Annotated in this window: 16 protein-coding genes; 9 read left to right on the top strand and 7 right to left on the bottom strand. The window is 70.3% G+C overall.

What is annotated here, in order from left to right; all coding sequences use genetic code 11:
* Positions 1 to 15 precede the first annotated feature (15 nt).
* Both QQX13_RS08445 and QQX13_RS08440 read right to left on the bottom strand, forming a co-directional pair.
* Entirely contained in the window at positions 16 to 627 is a 612-nt protein-coding gene (locus QQX13_RS08445; protein WP_301119092.1) for a GyrI-like domain-containing protein, read from the bottom strand.
* Complete coding sequence (locus QQX13_RS08440) at positions 624 to 1,517, bottom strand: cytochrome c biogenesis CcdA family protein (protein WP_301119093.1); 894 nt, start codon at positions 1,515 to 1,517, stop codon at positions 624 to 626. Before QQX13_RS08440 ends, QQX13_RS08445 begins: the two co-directional genes overlap by 4 nt.
* A gap of 269 nt (positions 1,518 to 1,786) precedes the next feature.
* Between QQX13_RS08440 and QQX13_RS08435 the strand changes: the two genes are divergently transcribed.
* From QQX13_RS08435 to QQX13_RS08425, 3 genes are read left to right on the top strand one after another with little or no spacing between them, the layout of a single operon-like run.
* Positions 1,787 to 2,320: a PadR family transcriptional regulator gene (locus QQX13_RS08435; protein ID WP_301119094.1), complete on the top strand. Its 534-nt coding sequence runs from the start codon at positions 1,787 to 1,789 to the stop codon at positions 2,318 to 2,320.
* A gap of 51 nt (positions 2,321 to 2,371) precedes the next feature.
* Positions 2,372 to 4,069 carry an ABC1 kinase family protein gene (locus tag QQX13_RS08430; RefSeq protein ID WP_301119095.1) on the top strand — a complete coding sequence of 566 codons (1,698 nt, stop codon included), beginning with the start codon at positions 2,372 to 2,374 and terminating at the stop codon, positions 4,067 to 4,069.
* A 58-nt stretch (positions 4,070 to 4,127) separates the two neighbouring features.
* Positions 4,128 to 5,030, top strand: a complete 903-nt coding sequence (locus QQX13_RS08425) for an aldose 1-epimerase family protein (RefSeq protein ID WP_301119096.1) — start codon at positions 4,128 to 4,130, stop codon at positions 5,028 to 5,030.
* A 22-nt stretch (positions 5,031 to 5,052) separates the two neighbouring features.
* Here the strand turns inward: QQX13_RS08425 and QQX13_RS08420 are convergent, their stop codons facing one another.
* From QQX13_RS08420 to QQX13_RS08410, 3 genes are read right to left on the bottom strand one after another with little or no spacing between them, the layout of a single operon-like run.
* Positions 5,053 to 5,493 (bottom strand): hypothetical protein, encoded by a 441-nt coding sequence (locus tag QQX13_RS08420; protein WP_301119097.1) that lies wholly within the window; start codon positions 5,491 to 5,493, stop codon positions 5,053 to 5,055.
* A 44-nt stretch (positions 5,494 to 5,537) separates the two neighbouring features.
* A complete protein-coding gene (locus QQX13_RS08415) occupies positions 5,538 to 5,963 on the bottom strand; it encodes a MarR family winged helix-turn-helix transcriptional regulator (protein ID WP_301119098.1) in 426 nt (141 codons plus the stop codon).
* 7 nt (positions 5,964 to 5,970) lie between these two features.
* Positions 5,971 to 7,881 (bottom strand): FAD-dependent monooxygenase, encoded by a 1,911-nt coding sequence (locus QQX13_RS08410; RefSeq protein ID WP_301119099.1) that lies wholly within the window; start codon positions 7,879 to 7,881, stop codon positions 5,971 to 5,973.
* Positions 7,882 to 7,985: 104 nt separating this feature from the next.
* Between QQX13_RS08410 and QQX13_RS08405 the strand changes: the two genes are divergently transcribed.
* A complete protein-coding gene (locus tag QQX13_RS08405) occupies positions 7,986 to 9,203 on the top strand; it encodes an MFS transporter (RefSeq protein ID WP_301119100.1) in 1,218 nt (405 codons plus the stop codon).
* A 700-nt stretch (positions 9,204 to 9,903) separates the two neighbouring features.
* Here QQX13_RS08405 and QQX13_RS08400 read toward each other — a convergent pair.
* Positions 9,904 to 10,968: a LacI family DNA-binding transcriptional regulator gene (locus tag QQX13_RS08400; protein WP_301119101.1), complete on the bottom strand. Its 1,065-nt coding sequence runs from the start codon at positions 10,966 to 10,968 to the stop codon at positions 9,904 to 9,906.
* Positions 10,969 to 11,127: 159 nt separating this feature from the next.
* Here QQX13_RS08400 and QQX13_RS08395 point away from each other — a divergent pair, with 159 nt between their 5' ends.
* Positions 11,128 to 13,035 carry a glycoside hydrolase family 127 protein gene (locus tag QQX13_RS08395; protein WP_301119366.1) on the top strand — a complete coding sequence of 636 codons (1,908 nt, stop codon included), beginning with the start codon at positions 11,128 to 11,130 and terminating at the stop codon, positions 13,033 to 13,035.
* Positions 13,036 to 13,101: 66 nt separating this feature from the next.
* Here the strand turns inward: QQX13_RS08395 and QQX13_RS08390 are convergent, their stop codons facing one another.
* Entirely contained in the window at positions 13,102 to 15,726 is a 2,625-nt protein-coding gene (locus tag QQX13_RS08390; protein ID WP_301119102.1) for a DUF5695 domain-containing protein, read from the bottom strand.
* Positions 15,727 to 16,058: 332 nt separating this feature from the next.
* Here QQX13_RS08390 and QQX13_RS08385 point away from each other — a divergent pair, with 332 nt between their 5' ends.
* The 4 genes from QQX13_RS08385 (at position 16,059) to QQX13_RS08370 (ending at position 22,218) form a co-directional block, all read left to right on the top strand.
* Positions 16,059 to 17,408, top strand: coding sequence for an ABC transporter substrate-binding protein (locus tag QQX13_RS08385; protein WP_301119103.1), 1,350 nt, complete (start codon positions 16,059 to 16,061; stop codon positions 17,406 to 17,408).
* Positions 17,409 to 17,518: 110 nt separating this feature from the next.
* The gene (locus QQX13_RS08380) at positions 17,519 to 18,361 is read left to right on the top strand and encodes a carbohydrate ABC transporter permease (protein ID WP_301119104.1); all 843 of its coding nucleotides are present in this window, start codon (positions 17,519 to 17,521) and stop codon (positions 18,359 to 18,361) included.
* Positions 18,358 to 19,290, top strand: coding sequence for a carbohydrate ABC transporter permease (locus tag QQX13_RS08375; RefSeq protein ID WP_301119105.1), 933 nt, complete (start codon positions 18,358 to 18,360; stop codon positions 19,288 to 19,290). The genes QQX13_RS08380 and QQX13_RS08375 overlap by 4 nt, the downstream gene beginning before the upstream one ends.
* Before the next feature lie 135 nt (positions 19,291 to 19,425).
* Complete coding sequence (locus QQX13_RS08370; protein ID WP_301119106.1) at positions 19,426 to 22,218, top strand: DUF5695 domain-containing protein; 2,793 nt, start codon at positions 19,426 to 19,428, stop codon at positions 22,216 to 22,218.
* The last annotated feature ends 39 nt before the right edge of the window (positions 22,219 to 22,257 follow it).

Genomic DNA, 22,257 nt, shown 5'->3' with positions numbered 1-22,257 from the left:
GCTCGACCCCCAGAGTCAGGCGGCGCGGACCGGCTGGCGCAGCAGGGTCCGCAGCCTCGCAGGCGTGGTGCGCCTCAGGTCGGACAGGTAGATCTCGTGGTGGTGACCGGCCTCGACCAGCCCGGCCGCGGGCAGCACCTCGGCGTGCAGCTGCGCGAGCACGGGCCCCTCGGCGTCGAACGGCCCCACGTGCAGCGTCTGGAGGCACCGGCCCTCGGCGAGCGTGAGGACGCGCACATCGTCGAGCCGCGCCGGCGCGCCCTTGGCGCGCGTGACCGCGACCGCATCGGCGACCGCCGCATCGTCGAGCCAGGGCGGCACCATGAGCATGGCGGTCCAGCTCCACGCCCCCTTGTCGCGGGAGGTGAAGGTGGTCATGTCCTCCGCCCACCACAGCCCCTCGAGCGGCGGCAACACGTAGTCGCGCCCCGCGGTCCTGGATGCGAACTTGAGCGCGTAGGCGACCGGGTAGAGCGCGGCGAGGGCCTCGGCGAAGGCGGGGCCGTTCGGATCACCCGTGCCGTCGACGGCGACGAGGCGGCGCTCGGGCACGTCGAGCTCCGACCAGGCTCCCGCGCGGGCGCGGAAGCCGGGGTCGGATCGCTTGAAGTCGACCTTGTCGCTCACCGCGCCTCCGCTCGTCGCGCCGCCACCTCCACCGTAACGGCCGCTCCCACGGCGAGCACGACCAGCCCCACCAGCACCGGGGTGCCCCAGTCCTGGACCGCGAACGTCACCGCGGACTGCCAGCGCGTGGTGACCGCGATCACGGGGTCGAGCGCGTCGATGCCGAACCGGGGCAGCACCTCCGCGAGCCCGAAGAGCGTGACGTAGACGCCCGCCAGCACCATCAGCACCCCGCCGATCCGCATGAGCAGCGGCGTGCGGCGGCGCAGCGCCGCGGCGACACCGGTGCCGGCGAGGGCGGCCACGAGCGACACCAGCACCACGGCCGTCCCCATCCCGAGCCCGTACGCGACGAACGGCGTGATGGTCGCGACCGGTCCCCCGGCGCCGAGCGCCTGCGTGACCACGACCAGGAAGAGCCCGATGGTGCAGCTGAGCGACGCGACGGCGAACGATGCGCCGTACGCGGCCTGGGAGAGCCACGTGCGGCCGGGCGCGCGGGAGCCGCGCGCCAGCGCGCCCAGCCCGGGACCCGAGAGCTCGCCGCGCCAGGCCATGCGGACGCCGAGGATCGCGACCAGCACGCCGAGCACGATCGTCACGTAGGAAACCGCCGGGAGCACCGACGCCTGCAGGCCGAGCGACACCCCCGCGAAGAGCAGCCCGAACGCGAGGAACACCGCGACGAACCCGACGGTCATCGCCAGCGCGAAGCCCAGCGCGCGCCGCAGCGCGATCGCGCGCGGAACCCCCGCATCGTCTCCCCCGACCGCGCCGGCGGAGCCGGTCACGATCAGCGTGAGGTAGGCCGGCAGGAGCGCGAAGCCGCACGGGTTGAACGCCGCGACGGCGCCCAGCAGCAGGGCGTACGCGGTGTCGGCGTCGAGCATGGGGCCTCCTTCGTGGGTACACGCTCCCACGGTTCGGCGCCGGGGAGGCGGTGGATGGGCGGGGTCTGCGTGTCGCGTGGACCGCGCCGCGAAATGGAGGATCCGTGCACGGAACGTCGCGGTTTCGGGCACGGATCTGCCATTTCGCCGGGCGGACGATGCGCGGGCCGCAGCGCGGACGATTCGCGGCTCCCCTTGCGCTCGCGGCCCGCCCGAGCGACAATAGCGATACATCGTTAAGTGTCGTCGACGATCGTTCGGAGGTCATCATGAACAGCACCTGGAAGAGCGGGGGCAACCCCGCCGACGCCATGTGGGACGCCATGGAGCAGCTCAAGAGCCAGTTCGACAAGCGCGTCGGGACCCGCATGGGCCGCGGCGACGTCCGCAACGCCGTGCTCGCGCTGCTGGTCGAGGGCCCCATGCACGGCTACCAGATCATCCGCGAGATCGAGGAGCGCACCGGCGGCAGGTGGAAGCCCAGCGCCGGCAGCGTGTACCCGACCCTGCAGCTCCTGGCCGACGAGGGCCTGATCACCCAGTCGATGCAGAACGACCGCAAGGTCTACACCCTCACCGAGGAGGGCCGTCCCGTCGCCGAGGCGGCCGCGGACGACGCGCCGTGGGACATCCCCTCGTTCAAGGAGAGCCTGAACATGGGCCCGGTGCCCAAGGCCGGCGTCGACCTGGCGCAGGCGGTCGCGCAGGTGGCTCGCTCGGGTAGCGAGGCCCAGCAGGCGCAGGCCGCCGAGGTGCTCGCCGACGCCCGACGTAAGATCTACTCGATCCTCGCGCAGGACTGACGCATCGCCGGACAGCCCGGCCACGCGGGCCGGCGGGATCCGGGAGGCGCAGTGACCGACGGCCCGCGGGACGCCACGTTCGACCGCGCCCGCTACCGCCGGATCCTGCGCTTCGCCTCCTGGCAGCTCGCGATCGCGTGGTGGTTCGAGATCCTGCTGCCGCAGATCGGCCTCGCCGGCCTGGCGGCACGCAGCCGCGATCGTCGGATGCGTCGCTTCGCGGTCCGCTTCCGTGCGCTCGCGGTCGAGCTCGGCGGGCTCATGATCAAGCTGGGCCAGTTCCTGTCCTCCCGGCTCGACGTGCTGCCGCCGGAGCTCACCAAGGAGCTCGAGGACCTGCAGGACGAGGTCCCAGCCGTGCCGTTCGACCGGATCCGGGCGCTCGCGGAGGCCGAGCTCGGCCTGCCGCTCAGCCAGGTGTTCGCCGCGATCGACGAGGTCCCGGTCGCCGCGGCGTCGCTCGGCCAGGCGTACCGCGCCCGCCTCAGCCCGGACGATGCGCGGGAGGCCGGGTTCGCCGACGTCGTCGTCAAGGTGCAGCGGCCGGGCATCGCGGGCATCGTCGCGGTCGACCTGGCGGCCCTGCGGCGCGTCGGGCGCTGGATGGCGCGCGTGCGGCTGGTCTCCGACCGCACGGACATGCCCACGCTGGTCGAGGAGTTCGCCGCGGTCAGCCTCGAGGAGATCGACTACCTCCACGAGGCCTCCAACGCGGAGCGCTTCGCCGCCGACTTCCGCGACGACGCGCGGGTCCGGGCACCCCGGATCGCCTGGGAGCGCACGTCCCGCCAGGTGCTCACGCTCGAGGACGTGACCGCGATCAAGATCACCGATCACGACGCGCTGCGCGCCGCGGGGATCGACCCCGCGCAGGTCGCGACGGTGTTCGCGGACGTGATGTTCGACCAGCTCTTCCTCCACGGCTTCTTCCACGCCGACCCGCACCCGGGCAACCTCTTCGTCACGCCGGGGCCGCGCGACGCGAAGGGCCGCGCCGCATCGTTCGCCCTGACGTTCGTCGACTTCGGGATGATGGGCGAGGTCCCCGACCGCCTCAGCGGGGCGCTGCGCGCCCTGATCATCGCGGCGGCGTCGCGCGACGGCCACGCCATGGTCGCGGCGATGCACGACGCGGGGGTGCTGCTGCCGAGCGCCGACTCGGTCGAGCTCGAGAAGGTCATGGAGCAGGTGTTCGCCCGGTTCGGCGGCATGGGGTTCGCGCAGCTGCGCGAGGTGGACCCGCGCGAGTTCCGCGACTTCGCCCTCGAGTTCTCCGACCTCATGCTGACGCTGCCGTTCCAGCTGCCGGAGAACTTCCTGCTGATCATCCGTGCCGTGTCGCTGACCTCGGGCGTGTGCAGCGCGCTGAACCCCGCCTACAACGTGTGGGACTCGGTCGAGCCGTACGCAGGCCAGCTGATCCGCGATCAGGGCCGTGACATCGTGGGGGACGTCGCGCGTGAGGTCGGCGACGTCGCGCGGATCGCGTACCGGCTGCCCAAGCGGGTCGACGCCGCGCTGAGCCGGATCGAGGACGGCTCGCTCGCGGTGACCATGCCCAAGCTGGAGAAGACCCTCGACAGGGCGGAGCGGAGCATCCGCCGGCTGATCTCGGCGCTGGTGTTCGCCGCGCTCCTGATCGCCGGTGCCCGCCTGCACGCCGACAACGCCGGGATGGGCACGTTCCTCATGATCGGGTCGGCGGTGCCGTTGCTTCACACCGTGTTCGCGGGACGGCGCGGCAGGTAGCCCTCGCGCCTCCCCGGGCCGTGCCGCGGTCCCGGTCGCGACGCGATATGTTCGCGGCATGGACTTCATCTCGGGCGACCAGATCACCCTGACCTCCGGCGAGCAGACCGCCACCATCGCGACCGTCGGCGCCGCGCTGCGCGAGTACGTCGTGGGCGGCCGTGAGGTGGTCATCCCCTTCCCCGCGGACGAGCTGCCGGCGGCCTTCCACGGCATGGTGCTCGCACCGTGGCCCAACCGCCTGCGCGACGGGAAGTACACGTTCGACGGCGAGGAGCTGCAGGTGCCCGTGTCCGAGCCGGGCCGCGGCACCGCGCTCCACGGCCTGGTCAGCTGGGCGAACTGGAGCGTCGACAGCGTCTCGGAGACGGCCGTCACCCTCGCCTACGAGCTGCCCGCCAGCCCCGGCTACCCGTTCCAGCTGGCGCTCGCGATCACGTATGCGCTCGGCGAGGACGGTCTGACGATCACGACGGTCGCCCGCAACGTCGGCGCCCGCGCCCTGCCCTACGGGCTCGGCTTCCACCCCTGGTTCGCGCCCGGTGGCACGCCCGTGGACCGGTGCACGCTGCAGCTCGACGCATCCTCGAGGGTGACCGTCGACGACCGCCTCCTCCCCACCGGCAGCGTTCCCGTCGACGGCGACTTCGACCTGCGAGCGGCATGGTCGCTCGACGGCGTCGCGTTCGACGATGCGTGGGTGGACGTGATCCCCGACGGCCAGGGCCGCTCGTGGGCGCGCCTGGGCTGGGCGGACGGCTCCACCGTCGAGATCTGGGCCGGCCCCGAGGCGAAGGCGTGGCAGGTGTGCACCGGCGACGTGGTCGAGGGCGTGCACCGTGCGGGCGTCGCGATCGAGCCGATGACCTGCATCGCGGACGCGTTCCGCACCGGCGACGACCTCATCACCCTCGAGCCTGGCGCCGAGCACACCTTCGTGTGGGGCATGCGCCTGGTCTGAACGGCGGACCGGCGCCGGCCGGTCAGAGCGTGCCGTCGAACAGCTGCACCCACGCCCGGCCGCTGTCGCGTCGGGCGAACATGAACGCGACCTCGGTCCCCGCATCGTCGTGGACCGCCCAGCCTCCTTCGTGAAGCCAGCGCCCGGCCTCGGCGGGCGTGGCCTCGAGCAGGTCGGCGAGCGCGTCCCGCTGCAGCCCGCGCAGGTGCTCGACCACCGCGTCTAGCGGCATCAGCCGCAGGCAGGCGTCCAGGATCTCGACGATCGGCGCCTCGTCCTCATGCATGTCGTGTCCCGCGACCAGCGAGTCGACCACCGCGTCGGCCAGCGCCGGGCGCTCCGGGTGCTCCGCGAGGACGGCGGCGTGCACCAGGTCGGCGACCGTGGGGTCCTCGGCGTAGATCTCGCGGAACTCCTCCGTCTCGAGCTCGAGCGGGTCCTCGTCCGGATCGATGACGGCCATGAGGCCACCGTAGAGGGTCGATGAGTCCGGAATATGACAGAACGTCACCTGGCCAGCAGGCGCCGCAGCCCCTCGCGCAGCGCCTCCCGCTCGGCGGGGGCGAGCGCGCCGGTGAGCTCCGCGTCGGCGGCCGCCACGAGCGGCCGCAGCCGCTCCCGCTCCGCCCTGCCCAGGGCGGTCAGGGACACGGTGTTGCGCCGCGCATCGTCGGGGTCCCGTCGCCGTTCGATGAGACCGCGACGTTCCATGCGCCGCACCAGATCCGCGATGGTGGACCGGTCGAGGTCGACCGCGTCGCACAGGTCGCGCTGGCTCGCCTCCCCGCGCTGGTCGAGGATCACGAGCACGGAATACTGGACGCTCGAGATCTCCGTGGAGACCATCCGAGTCCACGTCGCGACGTGCGCCTGCTGCGCGCGCCGGATCAGATAGCCCGTGTGGCGCTGCGGCTCCTGGTCGGGGTCGTTCACCGGTCGATCATCGCACCGCCGCCGCCCGCTGCTCGACGAGGACGCCCCGGAAGAAGGCGGTCAGCTCCTCGCGGGCGGTGAGCGGGAGCACGTGCGCGACGTACTGGTCGGGCCGGACGACGACGAGCGCCCCGGCGTCGCCGATGCCGCGGGCGGCGAAGATGTCGTCGGCGGGATCGATCGCCCATACCTTCTCCCAGTCCTGGAGGCCGAGCGGACCCGAGCGTGGGAGCAGGATCTCGGGCAGGCCGGTGACGTCGAGGTCGTGGTGCCCGGCGCGGAGGACGCCGTGGACGTCCAGGACCGCATCGAGGGCGTCGCCGGGAGCGCGGAAGAGGTGGGTCGGGGCGTCGGGCGAGTCCGTGAGCCACTCCGCGAGCGCGCGCAGCTCGACACCTCCGCGGTCGCCGAAGCCGTAGACGCGCCACCGGCCATCCGCGACGTGGGCGTGGCCGAGATGCATGGGGCGGGCGTCCGCGACGCGGATCGCTCTGGCCGAGTGGAAGCGGGCGCCGATCTCGAAGCCGGTCGCCAGGCCCTGGTGCGTGCTCTCGCCCGTCAGCGTCGAGGGCCGGTAGCGCGTCGCGAGGCCGGCGGTGTAGCGGCCCTGCCGGGCGAACTCCTCGCGCATCTGCTCGGACGTGACGCCGCCGCGCTCGGGGTGGTCGGGGTCGACGGTGGGCTGGGCGATGAAGGCGGACCAGAAGCGGTCGAACTCGATGAGGTCCTTCGCGACCGTCTGCCGCTCCTCCGAGTAGGTCGCGAGAAGGTCCGGCGTCGCGCGTCCGGTGAGGACGGCGACGAGCTTCCAGCCCAGGTTGAACGCGTCCTGCATCGACACGTTCATGCCCTGGCCGGCCTTCGCGGAGTGCGTGTGGCACGCGTCGCCCGCGATGAAGACACGGGGGTCGCGCAGCCCGACCTGGTCGGCCGGTACGTCGTCGAAGCGGTCGGTGACGCGCTGGCCCACCTCGTAGACCGAGGACCAGGCGACGGAGCGCACGTCGATCGAATAGGGATGGAGGATCGCGTTGGCGACGTCGGTGAGCTGCGCGGCGGTGGTCTTCCTGATCTCCGAGTCGCCCGCGGGAACCTCGCCCAGGTCGACGTAGCAGCGGACCATGGAGCCGCCCTCGCGGGGGATCATCAGCAGGCTGCCCTTGCCCGCGGACTGGATCACGTTCTTGGTCCGCCAGTCCGGGAAGTCGGTGGTGGCCAGCACGTCCATGACTCCCCACGCGTGGTTGGCGGCGTCGCCGACCAACTCGCGCCCGATCGCGCGGCGGACGTTGCTGCGGGCGCCGTCGCAGCCGACGACGTAGAGCGCCCGCATCGTCACCTCCTCGCCGGTGCGCTCCCCCACCGTGCGGCGCATCGTCGCCGTGACCGGGTCGCCGTCGTCGCCCAGGTGCAGGTCGACCAGCTCGAGCCCGTAGTCAACAGTCAGTCGACTCGCTTGCTTTGCGGCGTGGTCGAGCAGGTACTGCTGCATGCGGGCCTGGTTCACGATCACGTGGGGGAACTCGCTGAGCCCCGCGGGCGTGTCCTCGACCCAGCCGGTGCGGACGATCCGGTCGCGGTCCGTCTCCGACGGGCCCCAGAAGCGCACCTCGTTGACCCAGTACGCCTCGCGGACCAGCGCATCCGCGAGACCGAAGGCCTGGAACATCTCGACGGTGCGGCAGGCGACGCCGTCGGCGTGGCCGACCTCGAGCGGGGCGTCGCGCCGCTCGATGATCCCGGTGCGGATGCCGGGGAACGCGGCGAGCTGCGCGGCGAGCACCGTGCCGGCGGGCCCGGTGCCGACGATCAGCACGTCGACCTCCTCGGGGAGGCTGTCGGGGCGGGCGAGAGCCTCGGGGCTCGGGGGCTGGACGTCAGGGTCGCCGGGGCGGTAGCCGTCTCGGTAGAACTGCATGGCCGATCTCCTTTGATCGATGCCTGCGGGGGACTCCCCGATCATATAGTCAGTACCCCAACGATGTCGAGGGGTGGGGCGGGCCGACCTGCGATGCTGAGCCCATGAGCCTGAGCGCAGAGCCCGCCGACTGGACGCGTGACGTCGGGCGGGGGCGCGCCGCGCGGACAGCGACGCTCCTGGTCTTCGGCGTGAACGGCTTCGCCTTCGCCACCTGGATGGCACGGGTGCCCGACGTGAAGGACCTGCTGGACCTCACGCCGGGCCAGCTGTCGCTGCTCCTGCTGGCGATCTCCGTGGGGTCGCTGTGCGGACTCCCTGTCGCGGGCCGCATCGCGCACCGCATCGGCGCCGCGAACACGGTGCTGCTGGGGATGGGGGTGAGCCTGCCCGGGCTCATCGGCGCCGGCATCGCCGTCGAGGCGCATGCCCCGATCCCCGTCCTCATGGTGCCCCTGTTCCTGGTCGGGCTGGGCATCGGCGGCTGGGACGTGGCGCAGAACCTCGAGGGGTCGATCGTCGAGCAGGCGCTCGGCCGCTCCGTCATGCCGTGGTTCCACGCCGGCTTCTCGGGTGGAACCGTGGTGGGCGCGCTGGTCGGGGCGCTGCTCACCTGGCTCGCGGTGCCGGTGGGGGTGCACATCGGAGTCGCGGCGGCGGCCGGCATGGTGGCGGTGGTACCGCTCACCAGGCGGTTCCTGCCGGCGTACGACGAGGGCGCGACGGAGGCGGTGCCGACGGGGGGCAAGGCGCGGTCGCCGTGGCTCGAGCCCCGCACCCTGCTGATCGGGCTGATGGTGCTGGCGGCGGCGTTCACCGAGGGCGTCGCCAACGACTGGATGGCCGTCGCGTTCGTCGACGGTCACGAGACGTCCAACGCGCTTGGCGTGGTCGCGCTCGCGGTGTTCCTGTCCTTCATGACCGCGGGACGCATCGTCGGCACGGGACTGCTCGACCGCTTCGGGCGCATCGCGGTGCTACGGGTGATGTTCGCCACCGCCATCGTGGGCTGCGCGCTCGTGGTGTTCGGGCCGCCGTGGCTCGCCTTCATCGGGGTGGCGGTGTGGGGCGTGGGCGCGAGCCTGGGCTTCCCGGTGGGGATGTCGGCCGCGGCGGACGACCCGGCGCGCGCGGCGGTGCGCCTCAGCGTCGTGTCCACGATCGGGTACGGCGCGTTCCTGATCGGTCCGCCGCTGATCGGCTTCCTCGGCGACCGGGTGGGCGTGCTCGACGCCCTGCTGGCCGTCGGGGTGGTCTCGCTCGTGGCGATCCTGGTGGTGCCGGCCGCACGACCGCTCGAGGCGGAGCGGGCGGAGGCGTAGGACGGGCTCGGCGCGAGGCCTGCCTACTGTCGGGTAGGGGCCTAGGTTGGCAGGTTGCCACGATGTGCGCCCGTGTTCAGACTGAGCTCCCGGCGGTTGGGCGGGAGAGCGCCATATCCTGGCAATTCCTTCACGGAGCGCTCTACCTGGGGATTTTGCCGCCGGCGTCGAGGGTCGCGACTACCTTGGAGGCTGTAGGAGACAACCCAGAGCGGCCGGCCGTGCCCGCGAAGGGCTCGTGAGTGGCGGTTCGCGGCGCTAGTGTCCCCGGTGGCACGAGTCAGGCATCACGCCCAAGGCGGACCCGCTAGCAGGCGGCACGTGCCTGTCGCGTGCTTCCGCGTCGGGTCCGCCTCCTCGCGCGACGCCCGTCCGTTGAGTCAGGCCCGAGCGGTAGTGAGCACTGGCAAGTAGGTAGGGTCTGCCCCAGCATCGGGCGACCGGAGTCGATCGATGCTGCAGCAGATGCCGCCTATCCGTTCACCACGCCCGAACCGCTTGATGTTGGTGTGCGCTGCCAAGAGGGCCGCTTGGCGGGGACGCGTTGGCGGCGGCTCGTGTCGTCCGAGCCATCTTCCTTGACGTCCTCGTTGAGTGTCTCGACGTGGTTGCGCTGGCCCCACATCTTGGACCACTTCGGTGAACGATGGATGTAGTGCCGACAGACCCGGTTCCGGACGAGGGCCGGGAGGGCCGGGGACTAGGGAGTGCTGAGCGATGCGTGGGCCGTCGACTCGCGGGCGACGATTCTGCCAGCGACGCGAGTGCTGCCCTGCGGGAAGCCATCTGGGTCGAGCACGGCGCGCGCCGCGACCCGGCCGAGCTCGTCCAGGTTCATGTCGACCGAGCTCTGCGGCAGGCGAGCGGTTTGGGCTACGGGCGCCCAGTTGTCGAACCCGATGACGGCGACGTCGGTGGGCACCCGCATACCCCTGGCGGCGAGACAGTCGATCGCGCCGCGGGCGATCTGGTCATTCGCGCAGACGAGTCCGTCGAATTCGACGTCGCGGGCGAGAAGCTGCTCGACCGCCTCCCACCCCCAGGCTTCCGTCCAGTCGCCGAAGAGCGGGCGGTTGAGGACCGGGTCCATGCCGCGCGCGGCCAGGCCGTCCAAGGTGCCGCGGGCGCGGAGCCGGGCGGCCATGTAGCCGATCGTGGCCGGGTCGTCGGGGCCGCCGATGTGCGCGATGGCGCGGCATCCGACGTCGATGAGGTGGTCCACCGCGAGACGGCCACAGCCGCGGTGATCCGCCACGATCGACACGTCATCCGCGTCGGTCGATGGGCCGTAGGCATAGACGACAGGCACCTTGATGCTGTCCGGCAGCGGCAAGACGGGCTCGGTGCCCCTGGCGACGTAGATGATGCCGTCGACGCGACGGCTGAGCAGCGCGTGGACGTGGCGGTCGACCATCTCCGCGCTGCCGCTGGCATTCGCCATGATCGCGACGGCCTCTCCGTCGCGCAGCGCGCTCTCGACGCCGGCGAGGATCGGCAGGGAGAATCGGCCTTCGAGGTCGGTGGTGAGCAGCCCGATCGATCCGCTGCGACCGAACATCAGGCTGCGCGCCTGCTGATTCGGGTAGAAGCCCAGGTCCTGAGCCGCTTGTTCGACCCGGGCGCGCGTCGACGGATTGACACCCCGCTTGCCGTTGAGGGCTTTCGATGCCGTAGCCATGGAGACACCCGCGGCCGCCGCCACGTCCGAGAGCGTGGTCGCGCGCGCAGCCTTGCTGGGGGAATCGCTCGTCACGCCTGTCTCCATCGTCGCAGTGTAGTGCCCGCTACCGCGCGTCGGGGTGGCCGCTCCTGGTTGACATCGTTCCCGGGAAGACCGTACCTTCGACTCAGCGAAAGGCCTTTCGCAACTATAGACCTTCAGCGTGCAACGGTGCCTGATGAGGAAGGTGTGACTGTGACCACCATGACGACAATTTCGACGCTCCAGCCGCTCGCCCTGCGCGACGCGGTCATCGCCGACGGGTTCTGGGCGCCCCGGCGCGAGACGGTGCGCGCACATACGATCCCGCAGCAGGAGCACCAGCTACGGACGGGCGGTCAGTTCGAAGCCCTCAGGCTCGCATGGCGACCCGGCGACCCCGGCGAGCCCCACATCTTCTGGGAGAGCGACATCGGCAAGTGGATCGAGGCCGCCAGCTACACGCTCGCGACGCACCCCGATCCCGACCTCGAGGCATCGGTCGACGAGGCCATCGATCTGCTCCGCGGGGCGCAACAGCCTGACGGCTATCTCAATACCTACTTCACCGTGGTGAAGCCCGGTGAGCGCTTCACCGACCTGCGCGACGCCCACGAGCTCTACTGCCTCGGCCATCTCATCGAGGGCGCGGTCGCGCACTTCGACGCGACCGGTAGCACCAGCTTCCTCGACATCGTCCGTCGCTACGCGGACCTGGTGGTTCGGGAGTTCGGACCGGGCGGCTCCTGCGAGGGCGGCTACGACGGCCACCAGGAGATCGAGCTCGCGCTCGTGAAGTTGTCGCGCGCCACCGGGGATGCGAGGTATGTGGAACTCGCCAAGCGCATGATCGACGCTCGTGGGACGCAGCCGTACTACTTCGAGGCGGAGCTGGAGCGCCGCGGTACACCCGGCTACTTCAGCCGGGAGTTCCGCAACCGTGAGCAGCAGGCCGAGCGCTTCCGGGAGTACAACCAGTCCCACCTGCCCGTGCGCGAGCAGTCCGAGATCGTCGGACACTCGGTGCGGGCCATGTACATGCTCATCGCGATGGCCGACCTGGCCGTCGACACGGACGACCCGGGCCTCCTGAGCGCCTGCGAGCGACTTTGGGAGTCGATGGTGGGCGGGAAGATGTACGTCACCGGCGGGCTCGGGTCGGACCCGTCCATCGAGGGCTTCTCCGCTCCCTTCGACCTGCCGAACTACACCGGCTATGGCGAGACCTGCGCGGCGATCGGCCTCGTCATGTGGGCGCAGCGCATGGCGAACATCACCCGCGACGGTCGCTATGCCGACGTGCTCGAGCGCGCCCTGTACAACGGCGTTCTCGCCGGTGCCTCGTCCGACGGCGTCTGCTACTTCTACGGCAACCCGCTCGCCAGCGCCGGCGACGTGCATCGTCACGAGTGGTTCGGAGTCGCGTGCTGCCCGCCGAACCTCGCCCGGCTGCTGGCGTCCCTCCAGACCTATGCGTATGCCCAGGGCGACGACGAGCTCGCCGTGCACCTCTACATCGGGGGCAGTGTGACGACCACGGCCGGGGGCGGCGCGACGGTCGACGTCGCGACCGCCCTGCCTGCGGACGGCCGTGTCGCGCTCACCTTCCGAGACGTGCAGGCGGACGCCGCGTGGACGCTTGCGTTGCGTGTCCCCGCGTGGTCGGCTACGACATCTGTCCGAGTGAACGGTGAGGAGATCGCGCTGGCCGAGGTGGTCCGGGACGGCTATGCGCGCCTGACACGCGAGTGGGCCGAGGGCGACGTGGTGGAGCTGTCGTTCGACGATGCACCCTTCCGGGTCCGCGCCGATCCTCGCGTCGCTGCGGACGCCGGGCGCGTCGCCCTGCAGCGCGGCCCTCTGGTCCACTGCTTGGAGGGCGTCGACCTCGACGGCGTCCCCGCCCACAGCATCGTGCTCCCGCGCGAGGCCGCGCTCGTGGTCGAGGAGGGCCCTGTCGCGGGTGTGCACGCCATCGCCGCCGACGCTAGGCGCGTGGAGCCGCTCGCCGACGGGCAGCTGTACTCGACCGAGGATCCGCGCCTGCAGCCGCAGTGGATCCGTGCCATCCCGTACTTCGCGTGGGCTAACCGCGGGCAGTCGACCATGGCGGTCTGGCTCCCGGAGCGGTAGCCGGGAACGCCCGCGCGACGAGAGGGTCGAGGGCCCCGAGACTGCGAGGTCTCGGGGCCCTCGACGTCACCTCGCCGTCGCGACCGAGCGCAGCGAGACAGTCGCCCCCGCCCCCGTCGGCAGGGCGACGGTGACGCGGTTCCAGCCGGGGCGCATCGTCGCGTCGCCGTCGAGGCGCCGGCCGTCGATCTCGACGGCGTAGGACCCGGCGCTCGGCGCGCGGACCTCGAGCGCAAGCTCGTGGGCATCCGCGGTGATGTTCTCGAGCTCGAGCACGCAACCGTCATCTGCGATGCGCACCTCCACGATGGCGTCACGCTCGAGGACCACCGCCCACCCGCGAGCGACGTCGAAGAAGCGTGCGCGCAGGCCGTCGTGCGGGACCACGGTAACGCCATGCCCGGTTGCCGTCACCGTGCAGCCGAGGCCCGCGTCGCGGCCCTCCTCGGCGTACACGATCGAGGCGGCGCAACGCAGCGCCCCGAACCACCCCAGCGCGCTCTCGCCGGAGAGGGCCACCACGCCGTGCAGGAGGTCCTCGCCGCCTGCGCGACCCGAGAGGTCGCCGTGATGGCCCACCACGATCCAGCCGCTTGCCCCACGGTTCTCGGGGGCCTCGCTCAGGCAGCCGCCGGAGTTGAAGATCGAGAAGCCTGCCAGGTAGGACGCGTAGGCGGCCTTCAGAAGCTCCGGGTCCGCGTGCTGCTGCTCCAGCGCCCAGTCGAACAGCGCGTACGCGCCCAGCTGCGTCATGTAGCTCGCGTTCCACTGGCTGTCGCCGTGGGCGCGCAGGTCGGTCATGTAGAGGTGCCACACGGGCTGGCGGCCGCGGTTGGCCAGCGACGCCCGCGCGGACTTCTCCATCACGGCCTGGTCGCCCACGGCCTTGCCGTAGGCGTAGACCGCCTCGAATGCGGTCGAGTCGTACGCCATCTCCGAGCCGAAGGGGTACTCCTTGCCGGCGAAGTGCATCGCCTTCTTGGTGACGAGCGCCTCGAGATGGGCGGCCTCCTGGTCGAGCCCCTCCCGCCGGAGCGCGGCCGGCAGGTCGAGCGCGATGCCGAGCTCGCCCATGTTGCCGAAGCGGTCGGCGCCGACGCCGTCGGGGAACATCCAGTACGCGAACATCGCGCGGGCGTAGAAGTAAGCCTTCCGAAGCCACTCGACGGGCGCGTCGAGCCAGTCGTAGCGGTACAGCGTCGCGATCCGGTACATGTTCACGTAGGTGTTCGCCACGTGGACGTAGTTGAACGCACGCCATACGTCGTCGGCGCCGTTGCCGGCCCACGGCTCGAACATCGAGAACCACGGCACGGCGCGATGGACGCGCCAGCCCGGCTGCTCGGTGAGCCGGTCCTCGATGAAGTCCTTGCAGTAGGCCTGCAGGGTCCGGATCTGGTCCTCGTCGGGCCGGTGCACGTTCCACTCGGATAGGAAGAGGCCGCTGACCAGGCCGATCTCGTCGCTGCCCCCCGCCATCCACTCCGGCACGTCCGTGGTCGAGGCCGCGTTCACGCGCTGGCGCCCGGCCAGGTCCCACATCAGCAGCCCGTGGAACGCCGGATCGGCGGGGTCGGTCTCGAACTGCCGCTCGGCGATGAACGCCGCCTGCTGCGAGTAGATGGCCTCGGGATCCTCGATGCCCCAGAAGACGATGCGGGACTCATGGCTGCCGACGGACACCCGCAGGGTGCGCCGCCCGTGGCCGCGCAGCGTGAGCGGGAGCCGCCAGGTGCCGTCGCAGAGGCTCTCGAGCGTTCCGAGCGCCATGTCGGCGGGGTCCGTGGTGACGTCCGGGCGTGCGTCGGCGTAGACCGTCGCCGCCGCCTCGAGCCCGACCGGGAGCACCATCCCCGGGGTCGTCTCCAGGTAGACGCCCCCGTTGGCCGCGAGCCAGCGGTGCGTGGCCTCGTGGTCCGCCTGCATCGACACCAGCAGCGAGAGGGTGACCTCTGCGCCGGGGTCGAGCGTCCGACCGTCCCCGTCGACGCCGAACGCGGGGTTCTCCGAGTCGATGGGGTACGCCGTGTAGAGCCCCTCGAACGACTCCGAGAAGGTGCTCCGGGGCCCCCACCGCGGATCGTCGTGCGCGACGTCGAAGCTGTCGATCGTCGTGTCGCCCATCGTCTTGAGCACCAGCAGGGGCATGTCGCCGCTCGACTTCGCCCAGGTGAACCACGAGTTCGCATGGCAGATCGCCGCGTGCCTCAGCACGCACTGCTCGTACTTGTACGTGTCGTCCCCGCGGAAGTACTGGTTCATGAGCAGCGGGACCCCGACGCGGGCGAGCTTGACGGCGGCGTCGCCGTCGTTGCGGATCAGGGTGTCCCATCGAAGGCCCTGAGCGGTGCGCCGGTACTCCTGCGTCACGGAGAGGTGGGACGTCGACTCCGACGGCGAGAAGGACACCTGAATGCGGTCCCTCGCGACGGAGACCGTGCGCTGCGCGGCGAGCTCCGAGGTGAGGAACGCGGCCGGGGGTCCCGCGGGCGACGCGACCTCGATCCCCACGGTGCCCAGCCAGCGCGAGCCCGGACCGTCGTACTCCTCGAAATCGTCCACCGGAAGCAGGAACTCCGTGCCGTGGCGATCGCTCGCCGAACGCATCGACGTCCATGCCGCGCGCACGGGGTCGAACCCCGCGCGCAGGTCGCCGATCTCCCACACCACCGCATCGTCCTCAGGCGCCACTGTCGACCCTTCCTCGTTGAAGCGTAGAGGCCGCGCGCCCCGGTCGTCGGGGTGCACGGCCAGGCCAGGATGAAAGGCCTTTCGTCCAACGGTACCCGCAGCGACCCACCCGAGCAACAGGGATGATGGGTGGCGATTCGGCGACGACGGCACCGCGCTGTTGACATCGGCGAATCGGCGAGAGTATCGTCGCCGTCATCGTCGAAAGGCCTTTCAATGGGGAAGCCGATCGGGGAGACTGGAGCTCGACGAAGGAGCTCGGTCAGGTGTTCTGCTCAGCCACTCAAGGACGAGGCCGGCCGGATGCCGCACCACACACTGAAAGGAATGTCATGGGACAGCGCAGTTTCCGTTGGCGTCGCACCGGCGCCGGCGCCATGCTCGCCGGCATGGGGGCCGTCGCCCTCACCCTCTCCGCCTGCTCGTCGAGCGACGGTGGCGACGGTGGCAGCTCGGGCGAGCCCGGCCAGCCCGCCGGCGACCAGAACCTCACGATCATGTTCTGGGGTGACGAGCGTGCACCCGAGCAGTGGAAGACGCTCGGCGACGCCTTCATTGCCGACGGCCACGAGAACGTGAAGATCGAGTACATCCACCAGCCCGCGGAGTACGACACGAAGATCCAGACCCTCGTCGCGGCCAACCAGACCCCGGACGTGTTCTTCATGAACTCTGCGGGCATGGGCCGCTTCATCGACGCAGGCACGCTGCTCGACCTCGCACCTGTGTACGACGAGCTCGGCATCGACCTCGACAGCGAGTACCTCGAACCCGCGATCTGGCGCGAGGACGAGTCGGTCTGGGGACTCTCGCCGCTGATCCACCTCATGGTGATGTTCTACGACAAGGCCGCGTTCGACGCCGCCGGTATCGATACGCCCCCGACCGACCCGGCTGAGGCCTGGTCGTGGGATGACTTCGTGGCCGCCGCCACGGCCCTGTCGGACCCCTCGTCCGAGGGGGACGGCTGGGGATCGATGATCCTCACCGACCCGCTGGTGACGGCGCCGCTGCTGGCGTCGAACGGCGCGTACTGGTTCGACGAGGAGGCGATGGAGTTCACGCTCAATGACCCGAGCGCGGTGGAGGTCTACGAGAACATCAAGGCCCTCGCGGACACTGGGGTGTCCATCCCGCCGGCGAACCTGAGCTCGATGGGTCTCGACGTGGTCTTGCAGTCGCGCCAGGCCCCGCTGTACCCGGGCGGCACCTGGAACCTCCAGGCCGTCACCGAGGCGTGGGGTGAGGATGCCGGCATGGCGCTCTACCCGTCCTACGGCGACCCGAAGTCGATGGCGGTCACCGACCAGCTCGTGGTTTCGGCCAAGACACAGAATCCCGAGCTCGCGGCGGAGTTCGTGCACTTCGCGACCCAGGCAGAGAACAACCCGGCCGCCTACGACGGCGTTCCCGCGACCCGGGCCGCCACGGAGGGCAACGGCCGCGAGACCTGGCTCACCACGGGCAACCGTCCGCTCGGCTTCGAGGAGACGATCGACAACTCGCTCGACATCGTCATGGACGACCCGTCCCGCAAGGTCCGGGACCTGATCAACGTCTGGAACACCGTGCAGTGGACTGACGATGGCATCAACGGGTACTTCACCGACCTGGTGCCCGACCTCGGCGCCGCGCTCGACGGGTTCAAGCCCACCGTCGACCAGATGCTCCAGGCGCAGTGATGAACGCGACGACTCGAAAGCCAACCGGCTCGGCTCGCACCGGCACTCGTGCCGACGCCAGCCGCGGGAAGGGCACGCGTCGTCGCCACGAGGCAGCGGCGGGGGTGGCGATGGCCACCCCCGCCATCCTCGGCCTTGTGGTGTTCTTCGTCCTCCCGCTCGGGGCCGCCGTGGTGATCAGTTTCACCGACTGGGGCCTCCTGAGCTCTCCCGAGTTCATCGGACTGGACAACTACCGGGCCATCTTCTCCGACCCGCTGGTCGGCAAGTCCCTCGGGGTCACTTTCTACTTCGCGCTGCTCTCGGTGCCCACCGGCATCATCGGAGCCCTGCTGATGGCCCTGCTCCTCAACCAGAAGACCCGGTTCAACCGGCTCTTCGTCGTACTCTTCTACCTGCCGTCGATCCTCCCGGTCGTCGCAGTCATCGTTGTGTGGTTATGGCTGCTGGACCCGTCGTACGGCCTGGTCAACCAGGGCCTCGAGAAGGTGGGCCTGCCGACGTTGGACTGGTTCTCGGACCCGAATCTGGTGATCCCCTCGTTCGTGCTGATGAACCTGTGGGGCGTCGGAGGCTCGGCGCTGATCTTCCTCGCCGCGCGGCGCGGCATCTCGCCCACGCTCTACGAGGCGGCATCCCTGGATGGCGCGGGCCCATGGCAGCAGTTCAAGGCCGTGACGCTGCCGATGCTCTCGCCGGTCATCCTCTTCACCCTGGTGATCGGCATCATCGCCGCCATGCAGACCTTCGCGCAGGGCTTCCTTATCGGCAGCGGGTCCGGGCAGTCGGCGCTGTTCTTCAACCTCTACCTCTATCAGAGGGCCTTCCAGGGCGGTCAGATGGGCTACGCGTCGGCGCTGGCGATGCTGCTGTTCTTCATCACGCTCATCCTTACCGCGATCACCTTCCGATCCTCGAGCCTCTGGGTCTTCTACGAGAGCAGGCAGAAGTGACCACTCCCGAACTCACGCAAGGCGTCCACGAGGTCGCCGGACTCCCGCCGCAGCGGCCCACGCGAAAGGCACGTCGATCGACGGGCGACCTGGTGCGCCACATCCTCGGTCGGGCCACGATTTATGCGCTTCTGATCATCGGATCCCTCGCGGCGCTGCTGCCGCTCTTCTGGATGGTCTCCACCTCATTCAAAGCCAACTCCGAGGTCTTCAAGATCCCGGCCACCTGGATCCCGGAGCAGTTCACCTTCGAGTACTACGCGGAGGCGCTGCTCGGCACCAGCCCGAACTTCATCCGGTTCTTCTTCAACACGATGATCCTCGAGCTCCTGATCATCGTCGGGACCCTCCTGACCAGCCTCCTCGCGGCCTACGCGTTCAGCCGGGTCCAGTGGCGCGGCCGCGACCTGGTCTTCGGTGCGACGCTCGCGACCATGATGGTGCCGTTCGCCGTCACGCTGGTGCCGCTGTTCATCGGCTGGTCCAAGGTGGGCGCGATCGACACGTTCTGGCCGCTCGCCCTGCCCGCATGGTTCGGCGGGGGCGCGTTCAACATCTTCCTGCTGCGCCAGTTCATGATGCAGATCCCTAAGGACTTCGACGAGGCCGCGCAGATGGACGGTGCGAGCCACTGGTACATCCTGCGGTACATCATCATGCCGATGGTGAAGCCCGCGCTCCTGGTGGTGGCGATCTTCACCTTCATCGGGGTGTGGAACGACTTCCTAGGACCGCTGATCTACCTGACGAGCAACGACAACTACACGATCGCGCTCGGCCTGACGTCCTTCAAGCAGACGTACGGTACGCAGTGGAACCTCTTGATGGCGGCGTCCGTCGCGACCATCCTGCCGATCGTGATCGTCCTGTTCACCTTCCAGAAGCCGATCATCGAGGGCGCGAACCTCAACCCAGGCCTCAAAGGCTGACGCGGGGCGCCGCGGCCCGGCGAACCGCCGGCCGCGACGCCCACCCTCGGCGGGCGACCTTGCGTTCGCCAGATCCCCGCCGCGGCACCCGCGCCGCCCGCCGGTCCACCCGGCCGACGAAAGGTTCACACGCCCATGCGCAGACCTGTCCGGATCGGGCTGACCGTCGCGGCCGCGATCGTGACCGCCGGCGCATCGTCCATGCTCATCCGAGCCCTCGTCACGAATGGAGACGCCCCCGTGCCCGTATCGCCCGAGCAGATGGCCACCCTGAGCTCCGACACCTTCCGCGTGGGGATCGACGGCGCGAGCGGAGGAGTCTTCGAGCTCTCGCATCCCGCGGATTCCTACGGCACCACATTCGTCGCCAATCCCGACATCCACCCGGACTGGGACATCGACGACTCGCGCTGGGTAGGCGACCTCGTGATGCGGGTCGACGGCGCGGAGCGGCTGACGAGCGCGTCGGACGACATCCGCACGGTCGCGTCCTCGGGCGACCGCGTGGTGGTCGCGTACGACGGCGAGGCCGCGCGGGAGGACGGCATCCGGGGCTTCGGCCTGACGGAGACCTACGCGCTCACCGGCGAGGACCGCGACGTCTTCGACTGGTCGATCACCCTGACCAACCCTTCATCGGAGCCGCTCACCATCGAGGACCTCGGCGTACCCATGCTGATGAACGCATGGTGGAACGCCGGCGACCAGACCGCGATCTACGAGCAGAACGTGGTGCGTCACTCGTACGTCGCGGGGGACGGCTCCTACGCGTACTGGCAGCGTCCGAACGGCGAAGGACCCTTCCTGGTGATGGTGCCGAAGCCCGGCACGTCGCTGGAGTTCCGCGACAAGAGCCGGACGGGACAGACCATCTTCGGCGAGCTGGATCCCGCGTGGGAGGGATTGGTGACGTTCGCGATCCACTCCGCCGTGTTGCAGCCCGAGCGCGAGGGCAAGATCGGCGGTTACCTTCCGGCGACGTCCGGCACCGTGCCGGCCGGGGGCTCGGCGTCCTACGGCTTCACCTTCCGGTGGGCCGCGGACTACACGGACCTGCGCGACGTGCTGTTCGACGCGGGCGTGGTTGACGTGGTCTCGCTCCCGGGGATGGTGGTGCCGACCGACACGGACGTCACCCTCGCCGTGCGCGCCACGGGCGGGATCGAGGGGGTCGCAGGTGAGGACGGCCGGTCCGTCTCCGTCACCTCGGTGGGGACCCGGAACGGGTACGAGCTCTACCGGCTCACGATGCCCCGTCTCGGGCCGAACAAGGTCACTGTGACGTTCGACGGCGGCCGCACGTCGGTACTTCAGTACTACGCCATCGCGCCGGTCGAGACGCTGATCGACTCCCACGCCCGTTTCCTCGTGGATCACCAGCAGGCGCGCACGGAGCACGACTACGACGGAGCCTTTCTCCAGTGGAGCATGGCGACCGGCAAGCCCGTGTCCTGGCACGACTACCCGGGCGGCGGCTGGAAGGAGTGGATGGCGGGAGGCTCCGACGACTCGGGGCTCGCGCCCGCCCTGTACCTGGCCCGCAAGAACCTCACCAGCCCCGACCAGGCGGAGATCGACGCCCTCGACCGGTATATCGACAGCTTCCTTCTGGGCTACCTTCAGGCGGCAACCGAGGACGGGGAGCGCACCTGGCAGGTCTACCGCTGGTACGACGGCTGCGACGGGACTCCCTGCGACCAGGGCGTGTGGCGGGCGTACAACTACACGCACATCGCCAACACCTACGTCGCGATGTACGAGGTCGCGACCACGTACCCGAACCTCGAGACTGCCCGCCCCGCCCGCGAGTACCTCGACCTGGCCTTCCGGACCCTCGAGGCGATGTTCACCAAGATCCCGCTGCCGACGCCAATTGGCGACGCGGCGCACGACCTGGGCCTCATGGGCGAGGGGACCTATCCCGAGATCCTCGCGGCGCTGGACGGCGAGGGCATGATCGCCCAGGCGGCGGCCCTGCGCTCGCTGCTGGACGCCAAGAGCGAGACGCTTTTCGCGCAGAAGTACCCGTTCGCCTCGGAGGCGAGCATCGACACCACGGGCTTTGAAGCGTCATACGTGTTCGCGAAGATGTACGACGATGAGGCGCTCAAGGACCGTGTCCAGAGGTCGTCGCTGGCCGCGCGCGGGATGCAGCCGCTCTGGTACTACTACGGCTCGGACAACCGTCACATGGGCGAGTCGTGGTGGAACCTGGGCTACGAGACGCAGCTCGGCGCATGGCAGCAGCAGGACTACCTGCGCGAGGAGATGGCGGCGGGAGACAGGGACTTCGACGAGTCGATGCGCTCGACCTACGGCGCCCTCCTCGCCGGCTGGGCCAACATCAACGCCGGGCAGATCAGCGCTGACCCGGCGAACATCGGCGCGGCGTCCTGGCAGTACCAGAGCCAGCTGGGCGTCCCCGAGCCGAACTGGGCGTTCATGCCCCAGATCGACGGCTGGTGGGCGTGGTCGGGCGAGGCCGACCTGGGATTCTGGGGAGGCCTCCGCGCTTCCGAGGTGGCGGTGGTGGAAGACCGAATCGTGGGCTTGTATGCCTACGGCGGCGACCTCTCAGCATCGGCCAGCGGCCTCTCCATCGTCCCCAGAGACGGCGTGCGGCAGCGGGCCACGTTCTACCAGCACGGCGGCTTCCGCTTCGAGCTCACCGGCGCGCGGTACGCGCGTGCCACGGTCGACAATGCGCTCACGGAGATCACCCTGGCCGTCGAGCACGGGGCGGCCGGAGGGGGCGCCTTCACGATGCGGCTGAGCCGTGCGGTCGACGGCACGTACGCGGTCGAGGTCGACGGCGAGGCCGCCGGCAGCCTCGCTGTGGAAGGTGGAGCGGGGACGGCGACCGTCGACCTGCCCGGCGGTTCCGGCGAGGTGCGGCTGACTCGCGAGCTGGCTCCGGCTAGCCGCTAGAAGAACCCCAGCCTCTCGTGTCGGTTGAGTGAACTGGCC

Source organism: Demequina lignilytica (genome assembly GCF_030418375.1).
GTDB lineage: Bacteria > Actinomycetota > Actinomycetes > Actinomycetales > Demequinaceae > Demequina > Demequina lignilytica.
This window is presented reverse-complemented; position numbering and strand designations above follow the sequence as displayed.

Excerpts from the sequence above, each read along its gene's own strand:
- QQX13_RS08400 (WP_301119101.1), bottom strand. The coding sequence starts at position 10,968 with ATGGAGACAGGCGTGACGAGCGATTCCCCCAGCAAGGCTGCGCGCGCG.
- QQX13_RS08435 (WP_301119094.1), top strand. The coding sequence starts at position 1,787 with ATGAACAGCACCTGGAAGAGCGGGGGCAACCCCGCCGACGCCATGTGG.
- QQX13_RS08405 (WP_301119100.1), top strand. The coding sequence starts at position 7,986 with ATGAGCCTGAGCGCAGAGCCCGCCGACTGGACGCGTGACGTCGGGCGG.
- QQX13_RS08420 (WP_301119097.1), bottom strand. The coding sequence starts at position 5,493 with ATGGCCGTCATCGATCCGGACGAGGACCCGCTCGAGCTCGAGACGGAG.
- QQX13_RS08370 (WP_301119106.1), top strand. The coding sequence starts at position 19,426 with ATGCGCAGACCTGTCCGGATCGGGCTGACCGTCGCGGCCGCGATCGTG.
- QQX13_RS08440 (WP_301119093.1), bottom strand. The coding sequence starts at position 1,517 with ATGCTCGACGCCGACACCGCGTACGCCCTGCTGCTGGGCGCCGTCGCG.
- QQX13_RS08410 (WP_301119099.1), bottom strand. The coding sequence starts at position 7,881 with ATGCAGTTCTACCGAGACGGCTACCGCCCCGGCGACCCTGACGTCCAG.
- QQX13_RS08385 (WP_301119103.1), top strand. The coding sequence starts at position 16,059 with ATGGGACAGCGCAGTTTCCGTTGGCGTCGCACCGGCGCCGGCGCCATG.
- QQX13_RS08425 (WP_301119096.1), top strand. The coding sequence starts at position 4,128 with ATGGACTTCATCTCGGGCGACCAGATCACCCTGACCTCCGGCGAGCAG.
- QQX13_RS08380 (WP_301119104.1), top strand. The coding sequence starts at position 17,519 with ATGGCCACCCCCGCCATCCTCGGCCTTGTGGTGTTCTTCGTCCTCCCG.
- QQX13_RS08395 (WP_301119366.1), top strand. The coding sequence starts at position 11,128 with ATGACGACAATTTCGACGCTCCAGCCGCTCGCCCTGCGCGACGCGGTC.